We start from the raw sequence: 19179 nt of genomic DNA, 5'->3' as shown, positions 1-19179 counted from the left end.
GTTGGCCGGCACCTGCACCTGGCCTCCCTGGCCCAGGGTTGCTGCCAGCGCCGCCACGGTCGGTTGGCCGAACAGCGTGCGCACATCGACTTGCAAGCCTTCCCGGCGCAGGCGCGCGGTCAGGTTCACGGCCAGCAGCGAATGGCCACCCAGCTCGAAGAAGTTGTCGTGCCGGCCCACGCGTTCGACACCCAGCATGTCGGCCCATACTGCCGCGAGGGCAGTTTCCACCTCACCTTGCGGGGCAACGTGGGCCTGGCCTGCGAGCAGGTTCGGGTCGGGGTCGGGCAACGCGTTGCGGTCGAGCTTGCCATGGCTGGTCAACGGCAATGCCGGCAGATGCATGAAGGCCATCGGCACCAGGTGCACGGGCAGGCTTGCCTGCAACGCCTGGCGCAGTGTGTCCACGGCCACCGGTGCGGTTTCGGTGAACCAGGCCAGCAACCGCTCGCCGCGCACCAGCACCACCGCATCGCCAATACCGGGCTGGGCGGCCAACACGCTTTCGATCTCGCCAAGCTCCACGCGTACACCACGAATCTTCACCTGGTCGTCGTTACGGCCCAGGTAGTCGAGGGTGCCGTCAGCGTTCCAGCGCACCAGGTCACCCGTGCGGTACAGCCGCGCCTCGGGTTGCCCGCTGAACGGGTCGGCGACAAAGCGCTCTGCGGTCAGTTGCGGGCGGTTGAAGTAACCGCGGGCGACCCCCGCCCCGCCAATGTACAACTCGCCCACGGCGCCCACTGGCAGCGGCTGCTGACGTTCGTCGAGCACATACACCCGGGTGTTGGCGATCGGCATACCGATATGCAGCGCACCGGCCGCCGCCAACTGCCCGGAGGTGGCAACCACCGTGGCTTCGGTGGGCCCATAGTTGTTGACCAGGGCAAAGCCTGGGTCGCGCTCGAACTGGCGCAGGCGATCCCCCCCGACCAGCAGCGTGCGCAAGGTCGGGTGCTGGCGCTCGCGGCGCAGCGCTTGCTCGGCCACCGGCGTTGGCAGGAAGCTGACCGCCAGCGGTTGCGCAAGCCACCAGTCGAGCAGTTCATCGACGTGCTCAGCGGCGATACGCGCAGGCGGCAGGTGCAGCACGGCCCCGGTACACAACGCCGGCCACACCTCCCAGGCCACCGCATCGAAGCCGAAACCGGCCACCGTGCTGGTATGGCTACCGGCGTTCAGGGCAAAGGCCTCGCCGTGCCAATGCACCAGGTTGGCCAGTGTGGCGTGCTCGACCATCACCCCTTTGGGCTGGCCGGTAGAGCCGGAGGTGTAGATCACGTATGCCAGCTGGTGATCATCCAGGCCTGCCACACGCGGGTTGCTGTCGGCTGCGCCCTGCCAGGCATCGCGGTGCAGCTGGACGCAAGGGGTCTCGCCGACCAGCGCCAGGGTGGCGGACTCGACCAGCACCAGTGCCGGTGCGCTGTCTTCGAGCAGGTAGGCGATGCGCTCGGCCGGGTACGCCGGGTCGATCGGCACGTAGGCTGCACCGGCCTTGAGCACGGCCAGCAGTGCCAGCACGCGCTCCAGGGTACGCGGCAAGCACAACGCAACCCGGTCGCCGACCTTTACCCCACGCTCGATCAGGTGGTGGGCGAGGCGGTTGGCGCTGCGGTTCAGCTCGCCATAGCTCAGCACCTGGCCATCCTGCACCAACGCCGCCGCTTGCGGCGTGCGGGCCGCCTGGGCTTCGACCAGGGCGTGCACGGTGAACCCTTTCGGGTAGTCGCGTGCGGTGGTATTGAAGGCTTCCAGCACCTGTCGGCGCGCTGCCGGGTCGAGGATCGACAACGTATCCACCGGTTTGTCCGGCGTTTGGGTCAGGGCCTGCAACAGCTCGATCAGGGCCTGGTTCATCCAGCCGGCGACCCGTTCGGCGCCGATGCCTTCCTGGGCCAGCACGCTCAGGGCAAACCCTTCACCCAGGTCGTCGACACTCAGGGTCAGCGGGTAATTGCTGCGCTCTTCGCCGCCCAGCAGGCGCACGCCCGGGGTGCCGGTATCGGCCTCGGCAGGTGCCCCTGCCGTGCTGTGACGGTAGTTGAACAAGGCGCTGAACAACGGCGTGGAGGCCGCCACGCCACTGCAACGCTGGGCCAATGCCAAGGACGCGTGCTCGTGCGCCAGTAGCGCCGAGAGCCGCTGGTGGGTGATGCGCACCGCTTGCGCCACTGGTGCGCAGAGGTCGATGCGCAGCGGCAGGGTATTGATGAACACGCCCAACGCCCGGTCGGCCCCTTCGCCGCCCTGCAGGCGCCCCATCAGTACCGTGCCGAATACCACATCGGTGCGGTTGGCGAGCACCCCGAGCACCCGTGCCCAGGCCAGGTGCGCCAGGCTGGCGGCGCTCACCCCCAGGCGTCGCGCCTGCTCGCGCAGGCCGCGTGCCAAGCTGGCATCGATGGCCAGGCGGGCTTCTTCGATGGCGCGGCCATCCCCCTGCACATCGGCCAGGCCGAACGGCAAGGTCGGCGCGTCGAGGTCGCCCAGCATGTCGCGGAAGAACGCCTCGTGGCCGGCATCGTCGGCGCCCAGGCGCGCCTGGGCGACGTAGGTGCGGTAAGGCACTGGCGCCGGCAAACGCTCGCCATGGCCCGCCAGCACCGCCTGCATCTCGCTGGCGATGACTTCCATGGCGGTGTGATCCAGGGCCAGGTGGTGGAACTGCAACATCGCCACCACACGCTGGTTGGCCGGGTCGTCGGCGTGCAGCAGGCGCAACAGCGGTGCACGCGACAGGTCCAGGCGCTGGTGGCGGGCGTCGAAGCGTTCCTGCAAGGCGTCGATCACCGAGCCGGCGGCCAAGCCGTCGATTGCGCACACCTGCATCCGCGCTTCACGCCATACCACCTGCACGGCGTGCTCCAACCCTTCACTGACCACCGCAGTACGCAGGATGTCGTGCCGGTCGATGACCTGCTGCAAGGCACCCGCCCAACGCTGCAACTGCGCCAGGTTGTCGAACGCCAGGCGCGATTGCAGCAGATACGGGTCGCCCTGGGCGGCGCTCAGGTGGTGGTACAGGATGCCCTCCTGCAACGGCGCCAGCGGGTAGATCTCCTGCACATTGGCCGCGCTACCGGGTACGGTGGCGACGATACGGTCGATGCTGGCCTGGTCGAGCGTGATCAGGCTGAGCATGTCCGGGGTAATGTGGCGGGCACCTTGCGGCACACGGTTGGCCGGCACCTGCACTTCGCGCCCGCTGCCCACCGCAGCAGCCAAAGCTGCCAGGGTCGGCTGGGCAAACAGCACACGCACATCGGCGCCAAGGCCGGCCTTGCGCATGCGCTCGACCAGGGTCACGGCCAGCAGCGAATGGCCGCCCAGTTCGAAGAAATGGTCGTGGCGGCCGACCTGCGCGACCTTGAGCAGCTCGGCCCAGATCGCTGCCAGGGTGGTTTCGACCTCACCCTGCGGAGCCTCGAACGCACGGTTCAGCACGGCATCACCGCCTGGCTCAGGCAAGGCACGGCGGTCAAGCTTGCCGTTGGCGGTCAGCGGCAGCCCACCCAGGCAGACATAGGCGGCCGGCAGCATGTAGTCCGGCAACTGGCCTTGCAACTGCTGGTGCAGTTCGGCAATGCCTGGGGCAGGCTCACTGGCGGTGAAATAGGCCACCAGGCGCTTGTCGCCCGGCACATCTTCGCGCACCACCACCGCCGTCTCGCGGATACCGGCGCACGCCCCCAGGCGCGCTTCGATCTCGCCCAGTTCGACACGGAAGCCGCGCAGCTTGATTTGCTGGTCGGCACGGCCCAGGTAGCGCAAGGTACCGTCGGCCTGCCAGCAGGCCAGGTCGCCACTGCGGTACATGCGCGCACCCGGCTCGCGGCTGAACGGGTCGTCGAGGAAGCGTTCGGCGGTCAGCGCGGGCTGGCCGAGGTAACCCAGGGCGACGCCGTCGCCACCGATGTACAGCTCACCGACCGCGCCGACCGGCAACGGCTGCTGACGCGCATCGAGCACATAGCAGCGGCCATTGCCGATCGGTTTGCCGATGGGAATGCTGCCCGCATCGACCGCACGGATGGCGTAGGTGGTGCTGAACGTCGTGGCTTCAGTCGGGCCATAACCATTGAGCAGGTGCGCCGGGGCGCCATGGCGCAATACCCGGTTGACCACGGCCGGGTCCAGCACATCGCCGCCAACCATCAGGTAACGCAGCTTGGCGAAGGCCGGCAGCAAGTCGTCGGCAAACTGGTGGAACAGGCCGGCAGTCAGCCACAGCACCGTCACGCCCTGCTCCAGCAACACCTCACGCAGGGCCTGACGCGACAGCACCTGGTGCTGGTCGATGACCACCACTGCGCCGCCGTTGAGCAGCGGCGCCCAGACTTCCAGGGTGCTGGCGTCGAACGCCGGGTTGGAGGCGAACGCGACGCGGTCCTGGCAGGTGAAGTCGGCGAAGCCGTTGTTGATCACCAGGCGCACGATGGCCCGGTGCGGTACCTGCACGCCCTTGGGGGTGCCGGTGGAACCGGAGGTATACATGATGTAGGCGGCGCTTTCGGCATCCACCACCAGGCCCGGAGACTGCTGTGGGTAGCCGGCAAGGTCCAGGCGGTCCAGCTCGACGCGCAGGGCGTGGCCCACCGCGTGTTCACTGCTGAGGGTGAGCAACACCCGCGCCTGGCTGTCTTCGAGCATGAAGGCCTGGCGTTCGACCGGCGCATTGCTGTCCAGCGGCACGAACACCGCAGCGCACTTGCTGGCCGCCAGTTGCGCCGCCAGCAGTTCGATGCTGCGTGGCAACAACAGCGCAACCCGGTCGCCAGGGCGTACGCCCAGGCCCAACAGGTGATGGGCCAGGCGGTTGGCGTGCTGTTCGAGCTGCGCGTAGCTCCATTGCCGGTCACCGTGCAACACCGCCGGCGCAGTAGGGCTGAGCGCGGCATAGGTGTCGAACAGGGTATGCAGCGCCTGTTCGCGAGGGTAATCACGGCGGGTGGCGTTGAAGCCTTGAAGCACCCGCTCGCGCTCGGCCGGCGCCAGGCTGCTCACCTGGTGCAAGGCCATGGACGGTGCCTGTGCAAGGGCCTCGGCCAATTGTTCGAGGGCGGTGCTCAGCAACTGGCAGACCTGCGCGCCATCGACCTCTGGCACCGCTTGCACGGTCAGTACGAAGGCGTCGCCCAGGTCGTCGACATTGACCACCAGTGGGTAGTTGCTGCGCTCATGCGCGGCCAGTTGTTCGATACCCTGCCAGGCCTGGCGCAGCTCGGCCTTGGCCGGGGCACTGTGGCGGAAGTTGAGCAGGCTGGTGAACAGCGCCTGGGACGCGGGCACTGCGCTGCAACGCTGGGCCAGGGCCAGCGAGGCTTGCTCGTGGGCCAGCAGGCGGGCCAGGCGCTGGTGGGTCAGGCGCACGCCCTCGGCCACCGCCATCGCGCCCACGCTCACCCGCAGCGGCAAGGTATTGATGAACATGCCCAGCGCCCGTTCGGCCCCCTCGCCGCCTTGCAGGCGGCCGAGCAGCACGGTGCCGAACACCACCTCTTCGCGCCCGGACAATTGCGCCAGCACCTGCCCCCAGGCCTGGTGCACCAGGCTGGCGACGCTGATACCCAGCACACGGGCCTGCTCACGCAGGCGGCCGGCCAGAGCGCTGTCCAGTGCCAGGCGACTGTCCAGCACCCGGCTGGCGTCACTGTGCGCATCGCGCAGGCCGAACACGGTGGTGGGTTCGTCGATATCGCCCAGCAGCTCGCCGAACATTGCTTGGTCGGCCTGGGCATCGGCGCCCAGGCGCGCCTGGGCCACGTAGTTGCGGTAAGGCACGCTGGCATGCGACAGGGCCTGGCCTTGCAGCACCGCAGTAATCTCGGCCACCAGTTGCTCGACAGCCGCGTGGTCGAGAATGATGTGGTGAATCAGCAGGGTCGCCTCCACGCGACCTTCGCCTGGGCTTGGCACCAGGCGGATCAAGGGGGCCTGGTTCAGGTCGAGGGTGGTGGTGCCAGCCTGGCCGGCCACTGCAGGCGTGCTGCGCCAGACGACCTGCACGGGCTCGTCCAGGCCCTGCCAGTGGATGCTGGTGCGCAGGATATCGTGGCGGGCAATGACCTGATCCAACGCGGCGGCAAAGGCATCGAGGTCGGCCTGCCCCGGGAACGCAAAGCGCGCCTGCAGCACATAGGGGTCGGCGCCCTCGCTGGCGAGGTGGTGGTAGAGGATCCCTTGTTGCAGCGGGGCCAGGCCGTAGATGTCCTGGACATTGGCCACGCCCCCTGGGATCTGCCCGACCAGCGTATCGATGGCCGCCTGGGACAGCTCGGCGAGCGGCAGCATGTCCGGGGTTATGCGGGTGCCCTCTACCGGGATGCGGTTGGCCGGCACGCTCACGCCGGTTTCACCGCCGACGGCGGCGGCCAACGCAGCCAGGGTCGGCTGGCCGAACAGCACGCGGATATCGGCATGCAGGCCTTGCTGACGCAGGCGCGAGGTGAGGCTGACTGCCAGCAGCGAATGGCCGCCCAGTTCGAAGAAGTTGTCGTGGCGCCCTACCCGCTCCACACCCAGCAGGTCGGCCCAGATCGCGGCCAGCAGGGTTTCGGTGTCGCCTTCGGGGGCTTGGTACTCGCGGTTTTGCAGGGCTTCGGCGTCTGGCAGCGGCAAGGCCTTGCGGTCGAGCTTGCCGTTGGGGCTCAGCGGCAGCGCCGGCAGGTGCATGAACAACGCCGGCACCATGAACGTCGGCAGGTGTGCCAGCAGCGCGCTGCGCAGGCTTTCCACGGCCTGCTCCTCACCGGTGTAGTACGCCACCAGACGCTGCTCGCGGGCGATGACGACCGCTTCCTTCACGCCCTCGATGGCGGTCAGGCCGGCCTGGATTTCACCCAGTTCTATGCGCAGGCCGTGGATTTTCACCTGGTCGTCGTTGCGGCCCAGGTACTCGATATTGCCGTCGACCAGGTGCCGCGCCAGGTCGCCGGTGCGGTACAGGCGTGCCCCGGGGCGAGTGCTGAACGGGTCGTCGATGAAGCGTTCGGCGGTCAGCTCGGCGCGGTTGAGGTAGCCACGGGCGACTTGCACGCCGCCGATGAACAGCTCGCCAGCGACACCTTGCGGTACCGGCTGGCCCAGCGTATCGAGCACGTACAGCGTGGTGTTGGCGATGGGCTTGCCGATCGGGGTGTTGTCCGGCGCCGTTACGCAATGCCAAGCGCTGACGTCCACTGCTGCTTCGGTCGGGCCATACAGGTTATGCAGTTCCACCGTTGGCAACTGCGCGTGGAAGCGCCGTACCAGGCTGCCCGGCAAGGCTTCACCGCTGCACAGTACGCGCTTGAGGGCATCTGCCGTAGCGTCGCCGTGCGCAAGGAACACATCCAGCATCGATGGCACGAAGTGCAAGGTGGTGACGCCTTCGCTGCGGATCACCTGGCGCAGGTACTCCGGATCGCGATGGCCGCCGGGGCGAGCCATGACCAGGCGTGCGCCGGTTTGCAGCGGCCAGAGGAATTCCCATACCGACACGTCGAAGCTGAATGGCGTCTTTTGCAAGACCACATCGTCTGCGCCGAGGTTGTAGGCATCCTGCATCCACAGCAGGCGGTTGACCACAGCGGCGTGCTCGTTCATCACGCCTTTTGGCAAACCGGTGGAGCCCGAGGTGTAGATCACATAGGCCAGATGACGCGGGGTCAGTGCGGCGAGTACTGGATTGCTGGAAGGCTGCGCGCTCCAGGTCGGCTGGTCCAGATCAATGAGCTGGGCCGACTCCGGTACGTGTCGCGTAGCGCTGTGCACCAGCACCGCCACCGGCGCGCTGTCGCTCAGCATGTGGCGCACGCGTTCGGTCGGGTAATCCGGGTCCACAGGCACATAAGCGCCGCCTGCCTTGAGGATAGCCAGCAGGCCAACCACCATCGACAGCCCCCGTTCGACGCAGATCGCCACCCGATCATCAGGCTTCACGCCCAACGCGATCAGGTGGTGCGCCAGGCGGTTGGCCTGTTCATTCAACTCGCGGTAGCTGAGCGAACCTTCTTCAGCCCGCACTGCAACCGCATCCGGTGTGCGCACGACCTGCGCTTCAATCAGCCCATGCAGGGTCTGCTCAAGGTCGTAAGCCACCGCAGTATCGTTGAAGCCCACCAACACCCGCTGGCGTTCCTCTGGCTCCAGCACCGGCAAGCGCTGCAATGCCAACTCCGGCGTCTGTTCCAGGGCCTCGACCATCGCCTCCAGCACCTGGTGCATCTGCCCGCAAATACGTGCCGCGCCCACTTGCGCCGGGGTCATGGCAACCAGGCGGAAGCCTTCACCCAAGTCATCCACGTTCAGGCTCAGCGGGTAGTTGGTACGCTCCTGGCCTTCCAACACCTCGATGCCTTGCCATGCCTGACGCTGCTCGGCGCTGGTTTCAGCACCATGGCGGTAGTTGAGCATGGCGCTGAACAGTGGCAACGGCGCAGCCACACCGCTGCAACGCTGGGCCAACGCCAAGGACGCGTGCTCGTGGGCCAGCAGTGCGCTGAGGCACTGGTGCACGGCCTGCGCGCCCTCGCGCAGGCTCACCTCGTTCAGGTCGACGCGCAGCGGCAGGGTATTGATGAACATGCCCAGCGCCCGCTCGGCGCCTTCGCCGCCTTGCAGGCGACCAAGCAGCACGGTGCCGAACACCACGCGGTCCTTGCCACTGGCAGCCGCCAGCAGGCGTGCCCATGCCAGGTGGAACAGGCTGGCGACACTGATGCCAAGCTGCCGCGCCTGGCGCCGCAGCCCTGCGGCCAGCTCGGCCGACAGCGCCAGCTTGGCCTCGTGCATGTCGCGGCCATCGCCTTGCACATCGCTGAGGCCGAATGGCAAGGTCGGCTCATCGATATCGGCAAGTTGTTCGCGGAAGAACCGCTCATGCGCGGCCTGGCTGATGCCCAGGCGCGCCTGGGCGACATAGTTGCGATACGGCACCGGGGTGGCCACCGGCGGCGTGCCGTGCAGGAAGCCGATCAGCTCTTCGCCAACCACTTCCAGGGCCGTGTGGTCGAGGACGATGTGGTGGAACTGCAAGGTGGCTTCGATCTGCTCGGTGCCAGGCACTTGACGATGCAGCAGACGGATCAGCGGCGCCTGGCTCAGGTCCAGGCCGCTCGCGCCTGCTTCGAGGTGCAAAAGCTGCAGCGGCGCATGCCGCCAGACCACCTGCACGGCTTGCGGCAGGCCCTCCCAGAGCACGGCGGTACGCAGCACATCATGGCGGGCGATGACCTGGTCCAGCGCGCTGGCGAAGGCTTGCAAGCGCTCCAGGCTGGCAAAGCGCAGCCGTGAATACAGCACGTAAGGATCGTGCTCGGCGCTCAGGTGATGGTAGAGAATACCTTCCTGCAGGGGCGCCAGGGGGTAGATGTCCTGCACATTGGCGGCACCGCCCGGCACGCTCGCAACGATGCGGTCGAGCGCCGCTTGGTCGAGTTCGATCAGGCTGAGCAGGTCTGGGGTGATACGCGGGCAGTCGGCAGGAATACGATTTGCAGGCACCACGACTTGCTGATTACGCCCCAGTGTCGCGGCCAAGGCCGCAACCGTTGGCTGGCCGAACAGGGTGCGCACATCGACCTGCAGGCCCTCCAGCCGCAGCCGTGCGGTCAGGCTGACCGCCAGCAGCGAATGGCCTCCGAGTTCGAAGAAGTTGTCGTGCCGGCCTACCTGCTGCACGCCGAGCAGCTCGGCCCACAATCGAGCCAGCAGGGTTTCGGTATCACCGAGCGGGGCCTCGTACAGGCGCTCATGCAATGCACCGTCCGGGGCAGGCAGCGCGTTGCGGTCGAGTTTGCCATTCGGCGTCAAAGGCAGCTGGGCGAGGTGGATGTACTGCGCCGGCAACATGTATTCCGGCAGATGCATCAGCAACCCTTCGCGCAGGCTGTCTGCTGCCTGCGGCTCACCGGTGAGGTAGGCCACCAGGCGCGCGCCACTGACCGGGGCGTCGAAGGCCAGCACCACTGCCTCGCGCACGCCGGGAATACGCACCAGGCAGGCTTCGATCTCACCCGGTTCGATGCGCAGGCCGCGAATCTTCACCTGGTGATCGTTACGGCCAAGGAAGACCAGGTTACCGTCCTGGCACTGGCGCACCAGGTCACCGCTGCGGTACAGGCGCTCGTCGTCGACGAAGGGGCTGGCGATGAAACGCTCGGCCTGCTGCGCTGGCAAGCCCAGGTAACCACGGGCCACGCCGGCGCCACCGATGTGCAGGTGGCCGACCACGCCCCAGGGCACCGGTTGGTCGTAGGGGTCGAGTACATACAGGCGGGTATTGTCGATGGCGGTGCCAATCGGCAATGCCCCTTGCGGCAGCTCGGCGCCCGGTTCCAGCGTCCAGGCGCTGCAATCGACGGTGGTCTCGGTCGGCCCATAAACGTTATGCAGGCGCACACCCGGCAGGCGCTGACGCACCTGGGCGGCCAGGGCTTCGGTCAACTCGCCGCCACCGCAGACGATATCGCTGAGGCGGGTGCAGCGGCTGCTGGCGGGGGTTTCGAGGAACTGCTGCAGCAACGCCGGCACGAATTGCACCACGCTGACCTGCTGCGCCTCGATCAGTTGCGCGAGGTACTGCGGGTCGCGCTGGCCGTCCGGGCGTGCCAGCACCAGGCGCAGGCCGCTGCACAGTGGCCAGAACAGCTCCCACACCGAAGCATCGAAGCTGACCGGGGTTTTGTGCAGCACCGCGCCGTCCCCCGCTGGCTGGCAAAGCCGCTGGCTCCAGCGCACCAGGTTGACCACGTTGCGGTGCTCGACCATGACCCCTTTGGGCAGGCCCGTGGAGCCAGAGGTGTAGATCACATAAGCCAGATGCCGCGCGTTCAGCGCAGGCACGCGTGGGTTGCTGATCGGTTGGGCGTGCCAGCACGGCTGGTCGAGGTCGACCAGGGGCGCTTGGGTGCCGTGCGCGGCCTCGCGGGTCGCGCTGTGTACCAGCACCGCCAGCGGCGCACTGTCCACCAGCATGTGGCGAATGCGTTCGGCCGGGTAACCCGGGTCGACCGGCACATAGGCACCGCCCGCCTTGAGGATGGCCAGCAAGCCGACCACCATCGACAAACCACGCTCGACGCAGATCGCCACACGGTCATCGGGTTTTACCCCCAGGCCGATCAGGTGATGGGCCAGGCGATTGGCCTGCTCGTCGAGCTGGCGATAGCTCAGTTCGCCCTCCTCGGCGGCCAGGGCAATGGCATTCGGCGTGCGCCTCACCTGCGCCTCGAACAGCGCGTGCAACGGTTGCTCCGCAGCGTCGGTCTGCTGCGTGGCGTTGGCCAGCAGTTGCTGGCGTTCATTCGGTGTCAGTACTGGCAGCTGCTGCACTGGCGTGTGGGGCGCATGCTCAAGGGCATCCAGCAAGCCGACCAGCACCTGCAACAGTTGCTCGCAGACGCGCTGCGCGCCTACCTGGGCGCTAACCTGCGCGGTCAGGCGCAGGCCGTCGCCCAGGTCGTCGACGTTGACACTCAACGGGTAGTTGCCGTGCCCGCCGCTGGGCAGGGCCTCGATGCCTTCCAGGGCTTCGCGCTGCGCTTGCTGTTCGGGCTGGCTGGCGCCGTGGCGGTAGTTGAGCATGGCACTGAACAAAGGTGTCGGCGCGGCCACACCGCTGCAGCGCTGGGCCAGGGCCAGCGAGGCATGCTCGTGCACCAGCAGCGCACTCAGGCGCTGGTGGGCCAGGCGCACACCGGCTTGCACACCCAGCCCCTGCAGGTCCAGGCGCAGCGGCAGGGTATTGATGAACATGCCCAGGCCGCGGTCGGCCCCCGCACCGCCTTGCAGGCGGCCGAGCAGCACGGTGCCGAATACCACGCGGTCCTGGCCACTGGTGGCGGCCACCAGCCGCGCCCATGCCAGGTGCAGCACGCTGGCGGCGCTTACGCCCAGCTGCTGCGCCTGGCGGCGCAGGCGCCGGTATTGCTCGCTGTGCAACTGCACGGTGGCCAGTTCGAAGGCACTGGCCTGGCCCTGCAGATCGAGCAGGCCATAGGGCAAGGTCGGCGCGTCGATGTCGGCCAGTTCGGCGCGGAAGAACGCCTCGTGTTCGGCCTCGCTGATGGCCAGGCGGGCCTGGGCCACATAGTTGCGGTAGGGCACGGCCGGCTGGCTGGGCTGTTGCCCGCGCAGGTGATCGCGGATCTCCGCAAGCACCACTTTCATGGCCGTATGGTCAAGAGCGATATGGTGGAATTGCAGGGTGGCCTCAATGCGTTCGGCGCCCGGCTGCGGGTTCGCCAGCAGGCGCATCAATGGGGCCTGGCTGAGGTCAATTCGGCCGGCCTGTTCGGCGCACTCAACCAGCACCGACCCTGGCACGCTGCGCCAGACCACCTGGGCTGGCTGCGCCAGGCCGTCCCACAGCACGGCGGTGCGCAGGATATCGTGGCGGGCGATGACCTGGTCCAGGGCAGCGGCGAACGCTTGCAGGCGGGCCTGGCTGTCGAATGCCACGCGCCACTGCAGCAGGTACGGGTCTTGGTCGGCGGCGCTCAGGTGATGGTAGAGAATGCCTTCTTGCAGCGGTGCCAGCGGGTAGATGTCCTGCACGTTGGCAGCGCCACCGGGCACCGTGGCGACGATGCGCTCGATGGCGGCGGCATCCAGGGCCAGCAACGGCAGCATGGCCGGGGTGATGTGGGTGCAGCCCTCTGCAATGCAGTAGTCCGGCACGCTTACCTGGCGACCATTGCCCAGTGCGGCCGCCAGTGCGGCCACGGTCGGTTGGCCGAACAGCACCCGCACGTCGGTCGGCAGGCCCTGTTGGCGCAGGCGTTCGATCAGGGTCACCGCCAGCAACGAGTGGCCGCCCAGTTCGAAGAAATTGTCATGCCGCCCTACCCGCTCCACGCCCAGCACCTCGGCCCAGACGCTGGCCATGGCCGCTTCGGTCTCGCCGATGGGCGCCTCGTAACCCCGGCTGACCCAATCGGCGGTATCCGGTTCGGGCAGGGCGCGGCGGTCCAGCTTGCCGTGGCTGGTCAGCGGCCACTCCTCCACACGGATAAACGCTTGCGGCAGCATGTGCCCCGGCAAGCTGGCCTGCAGCGCTTGACGCACAGCGTCGATCACCACCGGTGCAGACTCGGTAAACCAGGCCAGCAAGCGCTCGCCCCGCACCAGCACCACGGCATCGGCAATACCCGCCTGCGTGGCCAGGGCGGCTTCGATTTCACCCAACTCCACGCGCATGCCGCGAATCTTCACCTGGTCGTCGTTGCGGCCGAGGTAATCGAGGGTGCCATCGGCGTTCCAGCGCACCAGGTCGCCGCTGCGGTACATGCGCGCGCCAGGCTTGCGGCTGAACGGGTCGGCGAAAAAGCGCTGCTCGGTCAGTTCAGGGCGATTGAAGTACCCCCGCGCCACCTGCGCACCGCCGATGTACAGCTCGCCCACAACGCCCACCGGCACCGCTTGGCGATGCGCGTCGAGCACGTAGACGCGGGTATTGGCGATGGGCTTGCCGATGTGCAACGCAGCGCCGGGCAGCACCTGCCCAGAGGTGGCGACTACCGTGGTCTCGGTCGGCCCGTAGTTGTTGACCAGAGCAAAGCCTGGGTCGCGGTCGAACTGGCGCAGGCGGTCGCCACCGATCAGCAAGGTGCGCAAGGTCGGGTGCTGGCGTTCGCGGCGCAGCGCCTGTTCGGCCACGGGCGTGGGCAGGAAGCTGACGGTCAGCGGCTGTTCGAGCCACCAGTCAAGCAGCGCTTCGACATGTTCATTGCCGATGTGCGCAGGTGGCAGGTGCAGCGTGGCACCGGCACACAATGCCGGCCAGACCTCCCAGGCCATGGCGTCGAAACCGAAGCCCGCGACGCTTGAAGTACGTGCACCGGCCTCCAGCGCAAAGGCCTGGCAGTGCCAGTGCACCAGGTTGGCCAGGGTATGGTGCTCGACCATCACCCCTTTGGGCTGGCCGGTGGAGCCAGAGGTGTAGACCAGGTAGGCCAACTGGTGGGCATCCAGCCCGGGCACGTGCGGGTTGCTGTCGAGGGCGCCATCGCTGGCGGCCTGGTCGAGATTCAGGCGCGGTATGCCAGCAGGCAAGCCGTCGATGGCCGCTTCGCTCAACACCAGGGCGGGCGCGCTGTCGGCCAACAGGTAGGCGATGCGTTCGGCGGGATAGCTTGGGTCCACCGGTACATAGGCGGCCCCGGCCTTGAGCACGGCCAGCAGGCCAATCACCCGCTCGGCGCTACGGCCCAGGCACAATGCCACCCGGTCACCGCAGCGCACGCCGCGTGCGATCAACTGGTGCGCCAGGCGGTTGGCCCGAAGGTTGAGGTCACCATAGCTGAGCGCCATGCCCGGCTGGCTGACTGCCGTGGCATCCGGGGTCGCGGCTGCCCGGGCTTCCACCAGGGCATGCACCGTCAGCCCTTGCGGGTAGTGCTGCGCGGTGGCATTGAAGCTGCCCAGCAGTTGCTGGCGAGCTTCATCGTTCAAGATCGACACGCTGTCGACCGGCGCCTCCTGCCCCTGCTCCAGTGCTTGCAGCAGCTGGGTGACGGCATTGGCCATCCACGTGGCAACCCGCGCCGCACCAATGCCCTCGACGGCCAGCACACTGAACGTGAAGCCATCACCCAGGTCGTTGACACTGAGGGTCAGCGGGTAGTTGCTGCGCTCCTCGCCCCCGAGCAGGCGCACGCCCTCCCAGATGCCCTCGCCGTCACGCGCTGCAGCGTCGGCGCTGTGCCGATAGTTGAGCAAGGCGCTGAACAGCGGCGCAGAAGCCGCCACACCACTGCAGCGCTGGGCCAGGGCCAACGGCGCGTGCTCATGGCCGAGCAAGGCCGACAGGCTACGGTGGGTGGCGCGCACGGCGGCACGCACGGCCAGCGTGGTGTCCACCCGCAGCGGCAGGGTGTTGATGAACATGCCCAGCGCCCGGTCGGCGCCCTCACCCCCTTGCAGGCGGCCCATCAGCACGGTACCGAAGACCACGTCATGGCGGTTGGCAAGCACCCCCAGCACCCGCGCCCAGGCCAGGTGCATCAGGCTCGCGGCGCTGACACCCAGTTGCCGGGCCTGGGCGCGCAAACCGAGGGCCACCTCGCCGTCCAGCGCCTGGAAGGCCGTTTCGATACCTCGGCCATCGCCCTGCACGTCGGCGAAGCCCAGCGGCAAGGTCGGCTCATCGACATCGGCGAGCATCTCGCGGAAGAACGCCTCGTGGCCGGCCTGATCACCCAGGCGGGCCTGAGCCACATAGTTGCGGTACGGCACCGCGGCCGGCAGCGTGTGCCCCTGGCCAAACAGCAATGCGCGCATTTCGCGGGCGACCACGTCCATGGCCGTGTGGTCGAGGGTGAGGTGGTGGAACAGCAGAATCGCCACCACTTGGTGGTTGGCGGGGTCCAGGCTGTAGTACAGGCGGGTCAGCGGCGCCTGGGTCAGGTCCAGCCGGTGGTGCCGTGCATCGAAACGCGCATGCAACTGCTCGATCCGCGGCCTGCCATCGTCATCGGCCAGGTCATCGATTTCACTGACCACCAGCTCGGCCTTGCGCCAGACCACCTGCAGCGGCTGCGCCAGCCCTTGCCAGAGCACTGCGGTGCGCAGGATGTCATGGCGGTCGATAACCTGTTGCAGGGCACCGGCCCAGGCCAGCAGGCGCTCGACACTGTCGAAGGCCAGGCGGGTCTGCAGCAGGTAGGGGTCGCCCTGCTCGGCGCTCAGGTGATGGTAGAGAATGCCCTCCTGCAGGGGTGCCAGCGGGTAGATTTCCTGCACGTTGGCAGCGCCACCCGGCACGCTGGCGACGATGTCGTCGAGGGTCGCCTGCTCCAGGGTGACCAGGCTCAGCATCTGCGGGGTAATCCGTTCAGCGTGCAGCGGCACCCGGTTGGCGGGCACCGTCACTTCGCGGCCGATAGCCGCTGCGCTGGCCAGCGCGGCCAGGGTCGGCTGGGCGAACAGCACCCGCACATCGATGAGCAGGCCAGCCTTGCGCAGGCGCTCGACCAGTGTCACCGCCAGCAGCGAGTGGCCGCCCAGTTCGAAGAAGTTGTCGTGCCGCCCGACCCGTTCCACGCCCAGCACGTCGGCCCAGATGGCCGCCATCGTGGCTTCGGTCTCACCTTCAGGCGCCTCGAATGCCTGGCCGAACAACTGCGAGGTAGCCGGGTCGGGCAGTGCGCGGCGGTCCAGCTTGCCGTGGCTGGTCAGCGGCAGCTCAGCCAGGCGCAGCAACGCCAGCGGTACCATGTGCGCCGGCAAGCGGGCCTGCAGGGCCTGGCGCAAAGTTTCGATATCTACCGGGGCGGTCTCGGTGAACCAGGCCAGCAGACGCTCGCCCCGTACCAGCACCACGGCCGCGTCGATGCCGGGCTGCGCTGCGAGGGTGGCTTCGATTTCGCCCAGCTCCACCCGCACGCCGCGAATCTTCACCTGGTCGTCGTTGCGGCCGAGGTAGTCGAGGGTACCGTCGGCATTCCAGCGCACCCGGTCACCGCTGCGGTACATCCGTGCGTTGGGCTGCGCGCTGAACGGGTCGACGAGAAACGCCTGCTCGGTCAACGCTGGGCGGTTGAAGTAGCCACGCGCCACTTGCGCCCCGCCGATGAACAACTCACCGGTGACGCCGACCGGCACCGGTTGCAGGCCTTCGTCCAGCACATAGACGCGGGTATTGGCGATCGGCCGGCCGATGTGCAGAGGCCCGCCAGGCACCACCTGCCCGGAGGTGGCGACCACGGTGGTTTCGGTCGGCCCGTAGTTGTTGACCAAGGCAAACCCTGGGTCACGCTCGAACTGGCGCAGGCGGTCGCCGCCTACCAGCAAGGTGCGCAGGGTCGGGCGCTGACGTTCGCGGCGCAGGGCCTGCTCGGCCACCGGTGTAGGCAGGAAACTGACCGTCAACGGCTGCGCCAGCCACCAGTCGAGCAGTTCATCGACATGCTCGTTGGCGATGTGCGCAGGTGGCAGGTGCAACGTGGCCCCGGCGCACAGGGCGGGCCAGACTTCCCAGGCCATGGCGTCGAAGCCGAAACCGGCCACGCTGGATGCGTGTGCAGTGGCGTCCAGCGCGAAGGCCTGGCAGTGCCAGTGCACCAGGTTGGCGAGGGTGTGATGCTCGATCATCACACCCTTCGGCTGGCCGGTGGAGCCGGAGGTGTAGACCAGATACGCCAGGTGCTGCGCGTGCAACTCAGGCAACTGAGGGTTGCTGTCGTGCGCAGCGATGCTTTGTGCAAGATCCAGGTCGAGGCGCGGAACCCCGGCCGGCAACCCGGTAATAGCCGTCTCGCTCACCACCAGTGCCGGTTCGCTGTCGGCCAGCAGGTAGGCAATGCGCTCTGCCGGGTAGGCGGGGTCTACCGGTACATAGGCCGCGCCCGCCTTGAGCACGCCCAGCAACGCGACCACGCGCCCGCTGTTGCGCGGCAGGCACAGAGCAACACGGTCGCCCACCTTGACGCCACGCGCGATCAGCTGATGCGCAAGCTGGTTGGCGTGGCGGTTGAGTGCGTCGTAACTCAACGCCTGGTCACCCTGCAGCAGCGCCAACGCAGCCGGTGCGCTGGCCGCGCGGGCTTCGACCATGGCGTGGACGGTCTGCCCCTGCGGGTACGCCTGAGCCGTGTGGTTGAACTGTTGCAGCAACTGTTCGCGCTCTGCCAGGGGCAGTGCCTGCAGCCCTTGCATAGGTGCAGTGGGCGCATGTTCCAACGCCTCGACCAGGCTGGCCAGGACCTGCTCGAACTGCGCGCAAAGGCGTGCCGCGCCCCACTCGGGCAGGCTCTGCACGGTCAGGCGCAGATCGTCGCCCAAATCATCGACACTGACGGTCAGCGGGTAATCGGTACGTTCCTCGGCGCCGACGATATCGATGCCGTCGGCCACCGGGATGATGTCGGCAGCATCGCCCGCATCGCTGTGGCGGTAATTGAGCAGGGTGTTGAACAGCGGCGCCGGTGCCGCCACGCCGCTGCAGCGCTGGGCCAGGGCCAGGGACGCCTGTTCGTGGCCGAGCAAGGCGCTGAGCCGCCGGTGGGTGGCCAGCAGCGCATCACGCACGCCGGTTGCGCCAAGGTCGATACGCAGCGGCAGGCTGTTGATGAACATGCCCAGCGCCTGCTCGCTGCCGTCGCCGGTAGTCATGCGGCCCAGCAGCACACTGCCGAACACCACCTGCTGACGCGCCGAAAGCTGCCCCACCAGCCGGCCGAAACCCAGGTGCAGCACGCTCGCCGGGCTTACCCCGAGTTGCCGGGCCTGGCTGCGCAGGCGCTGGCTGAGCGCCGGGGCCAAGGTCAGGCGTGCCTGCTCCAGCAGCGCATCGCCTTTGGCTTGCAGGCCGAAGGCCAGAGTCGGCTCATCGATGTCACCCAGCATCTCGCGGAAGAACCCTTCATGGGCCTGCTCATCCAGTGCCTGGCGGGCGGCGGCCAGCACGTTGCGAAACGGCATGGGCGCGGCCAAGTGGTCGGCCTGGCCGGCAAGGTGCGCCTGGATTTCCCGGCGCACGATATCCAGCGCGGTATGGTCCATGACCACATGGTGGAACATCAGCAGTGCCACCCACGCCTCACCTTCGCCCTGCGCGTGCATCAGCTGCATCAGCGGCGCCTGGCGCAGGTCGAGGCGGTACTCGCGCGGGTCGAAGCGCGCACACAACTCGGCCAGCGCCGCGCTACCGGCAACCGGGACGGCTTCGCGGACCAGCGTCGCCTCCTGCCAGACCACTTGCACCGGTTGGTCAAGGTACTCCCAGTGCAGCGCGGTACGCAGGATGTCATGGCGCTGGATCACCCACTGCAGTGCCTCGGCGAAGGCTTCGAGGTGGGCTTTGCTGGCAAAGCGCAGTTGCACCTGCGACAGGTACGGGTCGCCGTCGCTGGCGGACAGGTGGTGGTACAGCATGCCCTGCTGCAGCGGTGCCAGCGGGTAGATGTCCTGAACGTTGGCGGCGCCGCCGGGCACGCTGGCGACGATGCGGTCGATGGCCTGTTGCTCCAGGGCCACCAACGGCAACATATCGGGGGTGATGCGAAAGGCCGGGCTCAGCCAGTCGTCATCGCGTTCGGCGAGCATCTCCAGCAACGCCGGCTTGTGCCGCGACAACGCCTCCCACAAGCTATCGTCCAAGGTGTCGTCATCGCCGAGGACGATCAGGTCCTGGTCTTCACGCTGGAGTCGGATTGCACGGGTGGAAAGAGCAGCCATCAGTTCGCTGAAGTGCAT

General features: G+C 67.8%; 1 protein-coding gene (running past one end of the window). It reads right to left on the bottom strand.

Features of this window, described 5'->3' with window-relative positions; all coding sequences use genetic code 11:
• Nucleotides 1-19179: the 5' portion of a non-ribosomal peptide synthase/polyketide synthase gene (locus tag DJ563_RS06140; protein WP_434519044.1), read on the bottom strand. Its footprint begins 3144 nt before the window's first position; 19179 of the gene's 22323 nt are visible here — the first part of the coding sequence; it begins with the start codon at nucleotides 19177-19179; its stop codon lies off the left edge, out of view.

It is taken from the genome of Pseudomonas sp. NFX1 (genome assembly GCF_051123555.1).
GTDB classification, from domain to species: domain Bacteria; phylum Pseudomonadota; class Gammaproteobacteria; order Pseudomonadales; family Pseudomonadaceae; genus Aquipseudomonas; species Aquipseudomonas capeferrum.
This window is presented reverse-complemented; position numbering and strand designations above follow the sequence as displayed.